The following is a 12,415-nucleotide window of genomic DNA, read 5'->3' as shown; positions in this document are numbered from 1 at the left end:
ACGGTTTCCACTAACAAATCGGGCGCAGTGCTGCCGTGTCGGTGGGTTTGCACTCCGTCCGTCGGCCGTACACGCCTGGGGTAATGCATTGAGGTTTACACCGAATTTAGCGTTGCGTGGGCATCCGATTGTGCATTGGCAGTTGTCTGCACAGCTGGATGCGTTGTACAAAATGGGCATCGCTTGCTAATCCAACGATTTGGAGGTGTTCGGTCAGCTGCTCCGGATCGGCCAGACAAAGACCGAATGCATAGCGCCAGTGTAGTTGCACAGCCGGCTGTGGGCAGGAAGGCCGGTAGCCGGAGTTCGTGACAGTAGTGCCACCGACTACGTGGGCCGATCGCCATCAACAACGACGGTCGTACCAACGCGATCGCGATGGTGGCCCACCGGGAGCGGTGGTATAGGCCGGTTTAAGGTCAATTAGGTGGCTGGTACGTAACTCGTCGACCGCCCAGCGACGACCCTCTTCGAGTACGATAACGGTTCTTAAGCCGGCTTGCGCCAAGGTGTGAGCCATCATGGCGCCGCCGGCGCCGTACTCGACGATCACCAGTCGGCGGTAATGACGGAAGCTCTGTCACTTGATTGGGTGACGGTCAAGGCGGTGTCGGTGCGAGCCGCGTCATGTGTCGTGGGCGCGAGCGAACAAATTCCTGCGCAAGGCGTATGCGTCGTTGGCCAGCAACACGATCACCTTCATCACTTCGATGGCGCACTGGCATCCGGGTTCAGCGCGGTGACTCGCTGCAGTAACCTGATCTTGCTGGCCGGGGTCAAGTCGCTACCGCGGTCGGCCGGTGGTCAAGTGGCTCGTCGCGGTCAGCTAGAGAAGCCCGGTGTGCACCGCCCGCCCGTGCCGGGGCAGTTAGCTGTGTGAGGTAACGGTCAACGCGCGTGACGAGCCGGGCCCGTGACGGGCTAACGCGCTCCTCGGGCAGCAGCGCGCCGCCGAACGAGCCGAACGAGGCGGCCTGAGCGCGATAAGCAAGATGACTCATTTCCTGCGCCCGAGCCGTCGTCTTAGGTTGATGAAGAACGGGTAGGTCGCAAAGCTGCACTTAGCCGCTACCGTGCAGCGGCCATACCGCTTTGTTTGTCTTGACGTCTAAAACCCCGTTTGCCTACTGGGGGCCAAGCTATTGAGTCAGAAAAGCTGGAACTTTTGCAACTTCATTACACGCCGTATCGGACCAGCACGACGGTCGGTGTGCAGTTCGCGCTTGATCAGTATTTCTGCGGCAAGCAGCAGCGGCGGGTCAAAGAGAAAGGGATCCTTTAGTTGATCTAGGGTGCCTTGACGTCGCATAGCCTGACATCGGCATGCCCGGTTATGAATCAGCTACCGAACAGTGCCGTTCTCCGATCTCTATGTAGCTGTCGGCCTGCTAGGTGTTAGTGCAAACCGCGGCGGCTTCGTCCGTATCCGTGTCTCCCACAGGCTCAGGCCTCGGTCGGTGGGCTGGTCTACACGGATGAGCATGGCGCGCGGGTGCCAATGCCTCCCTCCAGTAGTCCAGTTACCAGTGTCAGTGTCGCAGACCGAATGTGGTCCGTATCCGAAGCTACGAGAAAGGGCTTGCCGGGCAATTATTAATACGTCAATACAGGAAGCGAGCTAACGCGATTGTGATCGCCGTAGACGGTGCTACCGCCCCATCTGTCGACACAGTGGGTGGTGTCGCCGACCGGTCAGCGAACTGGGTTTCTTCCAGGACAGACCCCATACGAGTGATTGCGTGTTCGGTCAACACATCCCGCGCCGTCTGCACGCTCGCCGCGTCGAACCACGTCATGCCGGTAGCGGGTGTTTGGATGGTTTCAGGGCCGAACCGCTCGGCCCGTGTTGGAGCTGGGCCGTGATCGAGCAGTGCCGCGCTGCGAAAGTCTCGTAGTGGGTCCACAAGCTGGCCGCAAGTCAGCGAATCCGACAGGGTGGCTACCAGGTCTTCTAGGCGCTCGGCTTGACCCTGCCAGTGTTGGGGCTGCGGGTGGATCTCAGGTGGTCGTCCACTACTCCACCTCTGGTCGACTAGTCGCCGAGCGGACGCTACGCTCAGCGGGTTGTGTCGCCTGGATGTGCAGTTGTGTTTTGGCGATCTCATTAGGTCTATTTACTTTAATTGATGGAGTTAATGAACCAATCAAGGCTGATTCAGCCGTCTGATTGTTACCGTGTGGCTAAGCAAATCTCTGTGTCGATTGGCCGATGCCATCCTCGACGGCGCTTTCCCGCCGAGCTAGATCCTGCAGCCTGAGCGGGAGTGAGCTGAACAAGCTCAGTGTTAACGGCATGTTCTTGCCGGCGGACTCGTGCCCGGATGCAGTAGATGGGTACTTAGCGAGGCCGGAAATGGGAACGGCAGCGTGGTATGCGATCTGACGGCCCTAATATCCCGCGGTCGTCGAGGTGTTGGTGCGGAAATTGGGTTCCGAGTTCCTGATCGAGCTGTTTGAAATTCGCGCTGCCTTAGGTTCTCTGATCGGCTGCCTGGTCTCCGACCGGAGCACATTCGATGATGTCGAGGCATTGTGCGTCGCGCTGGCCGGAATGTGTGGGGCCGAGACGGCCCTGGCGCGTCAGGTGGCCTACCTAGCCTACTTCCGGTCCTCATCCAAAGCATTCGCAACTGTGTGTTGGGGCTGTTGTATCGTTTGGGTCGAGCACACTTTCGGTGGACGCGAATATGAGCTCACCGGTAGCCTATGCCGACCCCGCCTCGGTGGTCGTTGACTTGCAGGCCATACCTGAGGCTGTGCTGCCGCGCGACGCGGCGACGGCCGCTTCGTCGGTTGAGTCATGCCTATAGGCCAGCGCGCTGCGCATGCTCGAATCGTACCAAGAAGGTGGCATACCGCTGCGATTGGGCTAGGTTGTCGGTGCTGGCCAACCTGGTGCTATTTGGCCTCCTGCGTCGCCGGGTGCACTGCGATGATACCTAATCTGTTGCGGCGCTTACATATTGCCGCCAGCTTAGCGTAGGCTTTCGCGCCAAGTAGTTCGGTGAGTTCGTCGGCCAGGCTCTCCCACAGCTGCTTACTGTCGACATGGCTGGCCGGATCGCCGGTGCAATACCAATGTAAATCCGCGCCGCCGGAGCCCCAGCTGCGGCGGTCATATTCGGTGACCGTGGTTTTGAGAATTTCGGTGCCGTCGGGCCTGGTCACCCACTCCTGGCTGTGTCGGATCGGCAGTTGCCAACAAATATCGGGTTTCATCGTCCGCGGCGGTACGCCTAGCTTGAGGGCTTTGCTATGCAGCGCGCAGCCAGCGCCGATAGGGAACCCGGGTCGGTTTAGGAAAATGCAAGCGTTCTTGTGTTTTCGGGTCCGGAATTGGGATTGGCCATCATGCTCGTCGAGTTCCAAATAACCCTTACGGCCCAAACCTTTTTCGCGGAATTGCCAGTCGTCGTGGCTGAGCTTTTTTACCGCGTCGTCCAAGCGCGTTCGGTCGGCGTCGTCCGACAGGAATGCGCCGTGCGAGCAGCAGCCATCATCTGGTCGACCGGCCACGGTGCCCCTGCACGCAGGTGTGCCGAACACGCACGTCCACCGTGACAGTAGCCAGGTGAGATCGGCCGCGATTAGCTGCTCCGAATTGTCCGGGTCGTAGAACTCCACCCACTCACGGGTGAAATCCAAGTCGACCTCTTCCCCTGGATGCACCGGTTCCAGGTGTGAGTTTGCCACGTATTCAAAGGTAGACCCAGATTCTGGACAGCTTGACACGGAGACACCCGACGCGCATCGCTGCTTGTCGGTGTTTGTTTTGCCGCGGCGCCTCAGTGGGTCGCGCAGCGCTAGCATCGTTGCCCGGCTAGGTTGGTGTTCTGTGCGATTGGGCGTGCTTGACGTTGGTAGCAACACGGTTCATCTGCTTGTGGTTGATGCTTATCGCGGCGGACATCCGACACCAATGAGTTCGACGAAGGCTACGTTGCGAATGGTCGAAGCCACGGACAGCTCGGGTAAAATCACTAAGCGCGCTGCCGACAAGCTAGTTTCCACAATCGGCGAATTCGCTAAGATTGCTGTCAGTTCCGGCTGCGCTGAGCTGATGGCCTTCGCTACGTCCGCGGTTCGCGAGGCGGGAAATTCCGACGACGTGCTGTCTCGGGTGCGTAAGGAAACCGGTGTCCGGTTGCAGGTGCTACGTGGCGTCGATGAGTCGCGACTGACCTTTCTGGCGGTGCGGCGGTGGTTTGGGTGGAGCGCGGGGCGAATCATCAACCTCGACATTGGCGGCGGCTCGTTGGAGTTGTCAAACGGTGTCGATGAGGAGCCCGAGGTCGCGTTATCACTGCCGCTTGGTGCCGGACGGTTAACCCGCGAGTGGTTGCCAGATGATCCGCCCGGTCGGCGTCGGGTGGCGATGCTGCGTGACTGGCTGGATTCCGAGCTGTCGGATGCCAGCGTGACCGTTTTGGAAGCCGGCAAACCCGATCTCGCGGTAGCAACGTCGAAGACGTTTCGTTCGCTGGCTAGGCTTACTGGTGCGGCACCGTCGGCGGCGGGACCACGGGCGAAGCGCGCACTAACGGTCAACGGCCTGCGACAACTCATCGCGTTTATCTCTAGGATGACGGCGTCTGATCGTGCCGAATTAGAAGGGATAAGTACCGAGAGGGCGCCGCAAATCGTAGCGGGCGCTTTGGTGGCCGAAGCAAGTATGCGAGCGCTGTCGATAGAAACGGTGGATATCTGCCCGTGGGCATTACGGGAAGGCCTCATCTTACGCAAACTCGACAGCGAAGCCGATGGAACCGCACTCGTGCAGACCTCGGTGCGGGATACTAGAGGCCAAGAGGTTGATCGGAACGCAGCTAACCGATCGAGAGGCGACAAAACATGACCGGACCACACAACGACACCGAGAGCCCCCACGCCCGGCCGATCTCGGTGGCCGAATTGCTGGCTAGGAATGGAACCATTGGTGCTCCCGCGGTCAGCCGCCGTCGGCGTCGGCGTACTGACAGCGACGCGGTCACGGTCGCGGAGTTGACCTGCGATATTCCGATCATTCATGATGATCACGCTGACGAGCAGCATCTGGCAGCCACCCATGCTCATCGGGCGAACATAGGAGTCCGGGTTGTCGAGCCGGCCGCCCAATCTCCGCTAGAACCGGTCTGTGAAGGCATCGTCGCTGAACCACCGGTCGACGACCACGGCCATGTCCCGCCCGGCTGTTGGTCCGCACCTGAGCCGCGTTGGCCTAAGTCGCCGCCACTAACCCATCTCAGGACGGGATTGCAACGGAGTGCTTGCTCGCGTCCGTTGCCTCACCTCGGCGACGTACGGCACCCGGTTGCTCCGGACAGCATTGCGCAGAAGCAATCCGATGCCGAGGGGATGAGCCCCGATCCAGTGGAGCCTTTCGCCGACATTCCGGTGGACGTGATGGGCTCTGAGGTGCGTGCGGCTGAATTAGTGGCGGAAGAGTCAGCGTACGCGCGTTACAACCTGCAAATGTCAGCGGGGGCTCTGTTCAGCGGGCATACCCTCACCAATGAGCTAGCTGAACGGCGCGGCGATGAACACGCCGCAGGGGGGTTGCTGGCTGTCGGAATAGACCTCGACGAAGACCATCTCGACCTGCATACCGATCTTGCTGGTATAACCTCGCCTGCCCGCGGCTGGCAAAGCAGATTCGAAGCACTGTGGCGCGGTAGCTTGATTGTGCTGCAGTCGATTCTGGCGGTGGTGTTCGGTGCCGGGTTGTTCGTTGCCTTCGACCAGCTGTGGCGTTGGAACAGCATCGTGGCGCTGGTATTATCGGTGTTGGTGATTCTCGGCTTGGTGGTCGGGGTGCGGGTAGTTCGCAGAACTGAGGACATCGCCAGTACGCTAATCGCGGTTGTGGTGGGTGCGCTGATCACCCTGGGACCGTTAGCGTTGTCCTTGCAATCGGGCTAGGCTCAAGCTCCTCGAAACCACCGTAGACCTTTGCGCCCAGTCATTAAAGTCGGTCTGTCGACGGCCTCCGTGTACCCGTTAAGGGCCGAGGCCGCATTCGAGTATGCGGCTAAGCTTGGCTACGACGGGGTCGAACTGATGGTATGGGGCGAATCGGTCAGCCAGGACATCGATGCTGTCAAGGGGCTGTCGCGACGCTATCGCGTGCCGGTGCTATCTGTGCATGCGCCCTGTCTGCTGATCTCGCAACGGGTGTGGGGTGCCAACCCAGTACCCAAACTGGAACGCAGTGTGCGAGCCGCCGAGCAATTGGGTGCACAGACGGTCGTCGTGCATCCGCCGTTCCGTTGGCAACGACGTTACGCCGAGGGATTCAGCGACCAGGTGGCCGAGCTGGAAGCAGCTAGCGATGTGATGATCGCCGTCGAAAATATGTTCCCGTTTCGGGCTGACCGATTTTTCGGGGCCGACCAGTCGCGGGAACGGATGCGCAAGCGTGGTGGTGGTCCGGGTCCGGCTATTTCGGTGTTCGCACCCTCATTCGATCCGTTGGCCGGCAATCACGCGCACTACACCCTGGACCTGTCGCACACAGCGACCGCGGGGTCCGACTCGCTGGAGATGGTGCGGCGTATGGGTTCGGGGCTGGTGCACCTGCACTTGTGTGACGGCAGCGGGTTGCCCGCCGACGAGCACCTGGTGCCTGGCCGTGGCACGCAACCTACCGCTGCGGTGTGCCAGTTGCTGGCCGGTGCAGACTTCGCCGGCCACGTGGTGCTCGAAGTGTCCACGTCCAGCGTGCGTTCGGCAACTGAGCGTGAAACCATGCTGACCGAATCGTTGCAATTCGCTCGCACGTACCTGCTGCGGTGATGTTCATTGTTAATTGAGACCTCTGATGACCGCCATGAACGAACTATTCACTACTGCAATGACGCTGCGGTAGGTCGATGCAGGCGTATACGAAGGTGAGTTCAACCAGCATTGGATCATAGGGCCCAAATATAGGGCTCAAGGTGTACAGCTGGGGTGATGTTGGCACTGTGTGCCAACGCTGCGCGCAGCGTATGGGGCGGCGAATCGAGTGGATTGCAACCGGTCGCGGTGTTGGCCAGTTCTCTGTGGTTGTCGGACCAGCGTGTTCGATGTCGAGCTTGCCCAAGACAAACCGCGTAGTGGTGCATGCCATGGTCAATTTCGCTGAGCTAGAGCATTGGGTCGCTGGTGATAGCGAAGTCTTTGTAGTCGCCCGGACGACCCGACCCTGGCGATTTGGCCCCCGCCAGGGTCGGGTCGTCCGGGCGGCCGTCTGTGATCCAGATGTGGGCACGCCCGTGTGGCGTAGCTCCCGACACGTTGTCCTCCCTCATGTGCGGAGTATTTGTCGGCGCTGGTGACAAATTGGTCTTGGGCAGAATCGGCTGGGCGCCAGCCGTCGTACTTACCGCCTTTTGTCGGTGCTTGACGACTTACGGCTGGCTGCGGGTGATCTGCATCTGCTTGGAGATTGGGCAGTACTGGGTTCGACCAGGATCACATCGTCGTCGACCAAGTTGTCCGTGTCGTGGCGCAGTTGTGCTACCTGGCGTTTGGTACTTCTGCCCGGTAGTACGGTCGAGCCGAGCTGTCTGGGATGCTTTCCAGCATGGCAAGAATCGCGATCATCGGTGGTGGCAGTATTGGTGAAGCGTTGTTGTCGGGGCTTCTGCGGGCGGGGAGGCAGGTCAAAGACCTGGTGGTGGCCGAACGGATGCCTGATCGCGCCCGATACCTAGCGGACACTTACTCGGTGTTGGTGACGTCAGTAACCGACGCGGTTGAGAACGCAATGTTTGTCGTTGTCGCTGTGAAGCCGACCGACGTTGAGTCAGTGATGGGGGACCTGGTTCAGGCAGCCGCAGTCGCGAATGACAGCGCTGAGCAAGTGTTAGTCACCGTGGCTGCTGGTGTTACGATCACCTATCTCGAGTCCAAGCTTCCGGCTGGTACGCCGGTGGTTCGTGCCATGCCGAACGCAGCCGCGTTGGTGGGCGCGGGGGTTACCGTGTTGGCCAAGGGGCGTTTCGTTACTGGACAACAGTTCGAGGATGTTTTGGCCATGTTCGACGCGGTGGGTGGCGTTCTGACGGTTCCTGAGTCGCAAATGGATGCGGTTACCGCGGTATCGGGTTCAGGCCCGGCATATTTCTTCTTGCTGGTCGAAGCTCTGGTGGATGCCGGCGTCGCGGTGGGTCTGACTCGTCAGGTGGCTACCGAACTGGCCGCGCAGACCATGGCGGGGTCCGCGGCAATGCTACTGGAGCGTATGGATCAAGATCGGCATTCAGCCGAGGTGGCGCCTCTGGGCGCGCAGGTGGATGTCCCGGCGGCGCAACTACGCGCCACGATTACCTCGCCTGGTGGTACTACTGCCGCTGCGCTGCGCGAACTCGAACGTGGCGGACTGCGGATGGTGGTCGACGCAGCGGTTCAGGCCGCTAAAATCCGGTCTGAACAGCTCAGAATTACATCGGAATAATTCAAGATTTTTGAACTGATTTCCCCCATCAGTACCAGTAACCCCACTAGTACCGCTATCCTCTTTTATTGTATGCACGTGTGGGTGCCAGCGGAGGGGAAGCCGCTGGCATTGCGCGTGCCTGACACGATTGGGTTGCGATGACGTCTACTAACGGGCCATCGGCGCGGGATTCAGCTGGCAAATCGGTGCGGGACACCGGTTCGTTCGAGGGCCAGCAGCCCCGCACGCAATTTCTCACCGTGGCCGAGGTGGCGACGCTAATGCGGGTCTCCAAGATGACGGTGTACCGGCTGGTACACAACGGTGAATTGCCGGCGGTTCGGGTTGGGCGGTCCTTCCGGGTGCATGCCAAGGCTGTCCACGACATGCTCGAGACGTCGTACTTCGACGTGGGCTAGCCTCGGTCATTGCCTTTGCTCCTACTCACGCCGCTGCACGGCACGCATTGTCGAAAGTTCAGCTGCGCACCAACGCAAGGCAGTACCAAGCGAGTCCGGGGCACAGTGGGCAATGTAAACTGTGAGCACCTAGCGTGCCCTGGTACGTGGTCACGCGGCCGCTGGTTTGGTGTTCGACCCGGCCAGTCGGGTACAGTGACCAGGACGTTTTCTTCCAAGCCGGCCACGGGATAGCGGAGTTCATGGGTTCAGTAATCAAAAAACGGCGCAAGCGTATGTCCAAGAAAAAGCATCGCAAGTTGCTGCGCCGCACCCGGGTGCAGCGCAGAAAACTTGGCAAGTAGCCGCCGCTACATGTTCCGATTTTCATACGGTTGTAGAGCCACTGTTTCTTCTGGCCTTTAGGCTCACCAAGTGGATTCCTCGAGCGGTCAGGATGGCGGTGGAACAGGCGGAGTCGTGCCCTACCCCAAGGTAGTACTGGTTACTGGTGCTTGCCGCTTTCTCGGCGGCTATCTGACTGCTCGGTTGGCGCAAAACCCTTTGATCAATGCGGTCATCGCGGTGGATGCGATTGCGCCCAGCAAGGACATGCTGCGTCGGATGGGGCACGCCGAGTTCGTGCGCGCCGATATTCGTAATCCCTTTATCGCCAAGGTGATTCGCAACGGCGAGGTCGATACGGTCGTGCACGCGGACGCAGCGTCCTATGCGCCGCGCTCCTGCGGTAGTGCGGCGTTGAAGGAACTCAATGTGATGGGCGCGATGCAACTATTCGCCGCCTGCCAGAAGGCGCCCACCGTGCGTCGTGTCGTGCTGAAGTCGACCTCGGCCGTTTACGGATCGGGTTCCCGCGATCCGGTGATGTTCACCGAGGACAGCAGTAGTTGGCGTTCTTTCCGTGAGGGTTTCGCCAAGGACAGCCTCGATATCGAGGGTTACGCACGCGGGCTGGGCCGGCGCCGGTCCGATATCGCGGTAACCATTCTGCGGTTGGCTGACATGATCGGCCCGGCGATGGACACCACGTTGTCGCGGTATCTGGCCGGGCCGTTGGTGCCGACGATGTGCGGCCGTGATGCACGGCTGCAGCTGCTTCACGAACAGGATGCGCTGGGCGCACTGGAGTGCGCGGCGATGACCGGCAAGGCTGGCACCTTCAACATCGGCGCCAGTGGCATTATGATGCTTTCGCAAGCTATTCGGCGGGCTGGCCGGATCGCGGTGCCGATACCCAGCTTCGGCGTCTGGGCACTTGATTTGCTAAGGTGGGTGAATCGCTACACCGAAATCACTCGAGATCAGTTTGAGTACCTGAGCTATGGTCGGGTCATGGACACCACCAGGATGGGTTCCGAACTCGGTTATCACCCGAAGTGGACGACGGCCGGGGCGTTCGATGACTACGTTCGCGGCCGAGGTTTGACTCCCATAATTGACCTACATCGGGTACGCTACTTCGAGGGTCGCGCCATAGCGTTAGCGCAGCGCTGGAGTAGCCGAAATTGAATTCCGTGGGGTGGGGTCAGGTAGATACTGTGGTGGGCGAAACCAGAGCGAATGTTATTCCGTTGCATATCAAGAGGGGTCGGGTAGCATCACGTCGGAGAGCCGGTTATCGGGTCGACGGGTCTCGTCAACATCCCTCGTTACTTTCTGATCTACGCGGTCGCGCATCAGCTGAGCAGATCGCGGCAGTCGTCCGCGAAATCGATGAACATCGGCGTTCCACGGGTGCGACCAATTTATGGGAGGTAACCACTGAAGCACCACTTAGTGAGCTTGCCCAGCATGTTGCCGCTGTTGCAGGGTTCCTTCGGCAGCGGTTGACCGGCGACTACACGGTCGACGAATTTGGGTTCGATCCGCACTTCAACAACGCGATCATTCGGCCTTTCCTCCGGTTTTTCTTCAAGTCATGGTTCCGAGTCGAAGTTAGCGGTATCGAAAACTTGCCGAGCACCGGTGGGGCGCTCGTGGTGGCCAATCATGCCGGTGTGCTGCCGTTCGACGGATTGATGCTGTCGTTGGCGGTGCACGACGAGCATCCAGCGCAACGGGACTTGCGGCTGTTAGTAGCCGACATGGTGTTCGACTTGCCAGTGGTCGGTGAAGCCGTACGTAAGGCAGGGCACACCGTGGCTTGCACATCCGACGCACACCGCTTGCTCGCCGCCGGTGAGCTCACTGCCGTATTTCCGGAGGGCTACAAGGGTCTGGGCAAGCGCTTCCAGGACCGTTATCGGTTGCAGAGGTTTGGTCGTGGCGGCTTCGTAAAGGCGGCGTTAAGCACCAAGGCGACGATTGTGCCGTGCTCGATTGTCGGCTCGGAAGAGATTTACCCGATGCTGACTGATGTCAAGCTGTTGGCGCGGCTGTTCGGCGTGCCGTATTTCCCGGTTACGCCGCTGTTCCCGTTGGCTGGACCGGCGGGTTTGGTGCCGTTGCCGTCGAAATGGCGCATTGCATTCGGGGAGCCAATTTACACCACCGACTATGCTGCCACCGACGCCGATGACCCAATGGTCACCTTCGAGCTGACCGATCAGGTGCGTGAGACGATCCAGCAGACGCTTTATAGGTTGCTCGCTGGTCGCCGGAACATCTTCTTCGGCTAAGCATGTGCCGCGATTGTATGTCGCGTAGCTACTTGACCAAGGTGAACTGGCAGACGTCGGTGTAACGGTCGCGGAATAGGTCTGAACACCCCGTCAGGTAGTGCATGTAGGTGTCGTAGATTTGCCGCCCCTGCAGTGCGATGGCCTCGTCCTTGTGAGCTTCCAGCGCTGCGGCCCAGGCGTTCAGCGTCGGGACATAGTGGGACCCGATCCGATGGTACCGCTCGACCGTGAAACCAGCGTTGGATGAATAGTGGTCGACCTGCGAGATCTTCGGCAGCCGACCGCCAGGGAAGATCTCGGTCAAGATGAACTTGATGAAGCGGAGCAGGCTCATCGGCGTCGTCAAGCCCAGCTCCTTGGTTTCCTTGGCATCAGGCACGATGATTGTGTGCAGCAGCATCCTGCCATCGTCGGGCAGCACGTCGTAGCACATCTTGAAGAAGCTGTCGTAGCGTTCGAATCCGGCGTCGCCTGCGCCATCAGCAAAATGCTCGAACGCGCCGAGTGAGATGATGCGGTCGACCGGTTCGTCGAATTGTTCCCAGCCTTGCAGCCGTACGTCCTTGGTCCGGTCTGTTCGGGTGTGGTCTATTTCGGCAAACTTCAGCTTGTTGTGGGCGAGCTGATTCGCGCTCAGCGTCAAGCCAATCACATTAACGTCGTACTTTTCGATCGCGTGCAGCATGGTCGATCCCCAGCCGCAGCCGATGTCGAGCAGAGTCATACCGGGTTCTAGCCCAAGCTTGCTCAAGGCGAGGTCACGCTTAGCGCGCTGGGCCTCTTCCAGCGTCAGGTCGGGGCGTTCAAAGTATGCGCAGCTGTAGGTCATCGATGGATCGAGCCACAGCTTGAAGAACTCATTCGATCGGTCGTAATGCGACTGTACGGCTTCGATCGGTGGTTTCAGCTGTTTACGAGGGGTTTTGGCCGGATGGCTCTGTGACGGAACCATGATT

Annotated in this window: 13 protein-coding genes and 1 pseudogene; 11 read left to right on the top strand and 3 right to left on the bottom strand. The window is 59.8% G+C overall.

Going from position 1 to position 12,415, the window contains the following annotated elements; all coding sequences use genetic code 11:
* Positions 1 to 511 precede the first annotated feature (511 nt).
* The gene (locus ML_RS12510; protein ID WP_049769893.1) at positions 512 to 880 is read left to right on the top strand and encodes a hypothetical protein; all 369 of its coding nucleotides are present in this window, start codon (positions 512 to 514) and stop codon (positions 878 to 880) included.
* Positions 881 to 1,601: 721 nt separating this feature from the next.
* On the opposite strand, the gene ML_RS12505 is transcribed toward ML_RS12510, so the two are convergent.
* On the bottom strand, positions 1,602 to 1,796 hold the full coding sequence (locus ML_RS12505; RefSeq protein WP_145985223.1) for a hypothetical protein: 195 nt from the start codon (positions 1,794 to 1,796) through the stop codon (positions 1,602 to 1,604).
* A 614-nt stretch (positions 1,797 to 2,410) separates the two neighbouring features.
* Between ML_RS12505 and ML_RS16900 the strand changes: the two genes are divergently transcribed.
* The gene (locus ML_RS16900) at positions 2,411 to 2,734 is read left to right on the top strand and encodes a hypothetical protein (protein WP_231846645.1); all 324 of its coding nucleotides are present in this window, start codon (positions 2,411 to 2,413) and stop codon (positions 2,732 to 2,734) included.
* 164 nt (positions 2,735 to 2,898) lie between these two features.
* Here the strand turns inward: ML_RS16900 and ML_RS12495 are convergent, their stop codons facing one another.
* Complete coding sequence (locus ML_RS12495; RefSeq protein WP_172591928.1) at positions 2,899 to 3,693, bottom strand: hypothetical protein; 795 nt, start codon at positions 3,691 to 3,693, stop codon at positions 2,899 to 2,901.
* Between the two features lie 142 nt (positions 3,694 to 3,835).
* Between ML_RS12495 and ML_RS12490 the strand changes: the two genes are divergently transcribed.
* From ML_RS12490 to ML_RS12455, 9 genes and pseudogenes are all read left to right on the top strand, one after another.
* Complete coding sequence (locus ML_RS12490; protein WP_010908897.1) at positions 3,836 to 4,855, top strand: Ppx/GppA family phosphatase; 1,020 nt, start codon at positions 3,836 to 3,838, stop codon at positions 4,853 to 4,855.
* Entirely contained in the window at positions 4,852 to 5,919 is a 1,068-nt protein-coding gene (locus tag ML_RS12485; RefSeq protein WP_010908896.1) for a hypothetical protein, read from the top strand. Before ML_RS12490 ends, ML_RS12485 begins: the two co-directional genes overlap by 4 nt.
* Positions 5,920 to 5,949: 30 nt before the next feature.
* Positions 5,950 to 6,792, top strand: coding sequence for a sugar phosphate isomerase/epimerase family protein (locus ML_RS12480; protein ID WP_010908895.1), 843 nt, complete (start codon positions 5,950 to 5,952; stop codon positions 6,790 to 6,792).
* Between the two features lie 34 nt (positions 6,793 to 6,826).
* A pseudogene (locus ML_RS16895) lies at positions 6,827 to 7,528 on the top strand (thioesterase family protein).
* 36 nt (positions 7,529 to 7,564) lie between these two features.
* A complete protein-coding gene (proC, locus tag ML_RS12475) occupies positions 7,565 to 8,437 on the top strand; it encodes a pyrroline-5-carboxylate reductase (protein WP_172591927.1) in 873 nt (290 codons plus the stop codon).
* A gap of 140 nt (positions 8,438 to 8,577) precedes the next feature.
* The gene (locus tag ML_RS12470) at positions 8,578 to 8,838 is read left to right on the top strand and encodes a cell division/environmental response transcriptional regulator (protein ID WP_010908893.1); all 261 of its coding nucleotides are present in this window, start codon (positions 8,578 to 8,580) and stop codon (positions 8,836 to 8,838) included.
* Between the two features lie 242 nt (positions 8,839 to 9,080).
* A complete protein-coding gene (locus ML_RS12465; protein WP_003402602.1) occupies positions 9,081 to 9,182 on the top strand; it encodes a 30S ribosomal protein bS22 in 102 nt (33 codons plus the stop codon).
* A gap of 70 nt (positions 9,183 to 9,252) precedes the next feature.
* The gene (locus ML_RS12460) at positions 9,253 to 10,347 is read left to right on the top strand and encodes an SDR family oxidoreductase (RefSeq protein ID WP_010908892.1); all 1,095 of its coding nucleotides are present in this window, start codon (positions 9,253 to 9,255) and stop codon (positions 10,345 to 10,347) included.
* 29 nt (positions 10,348 to 10,376) lie between these two features.
* Positions 10,377 to 11,456, top strand: a complete 1,080-nt coding sequence (locus ML_RS12455; protein ID WP_049769949.1) for a lysophospholipid acyltransferase family protein — start codon at positions 10,377 to 10,379, stop codon at positions 11,454 to 11,456.
* Between the two features lie 28 nt (positions 11,457 to 11,484).
* Here ML_RS12455 and ML_RS12450 read toward each other — a convergent pair whose 3' ends face one another.
* Positions 11,485 to 12,411 (bottom strand): cyclopropane mycolic acid synthase family methyltransferase, encoded by a 927-nt coding sequence (locus ML_RS12450; RefSeq protein ID WP_010908890.1) that lies wholly within the window; start codon positions 12,409 to 12,411, stop codon positions 11,485 to 11,487.
* Positions 12,412 to 12,415: the final 4 nt, after the last annotated feature.

It is taken from the genome of Mycobacterium leprae TN, from assembly GCF_000195855.1.
Classification (GTDB): Bacteria; Actinomycetota; Actinomycetes; order Mycobacteriales; family Mycobacteriaceae; genus Mycobacterium; species Mycobacterium leprae.
This window is presented reverse-complemented; position numbering and strand designations above follow the sequence as displayed.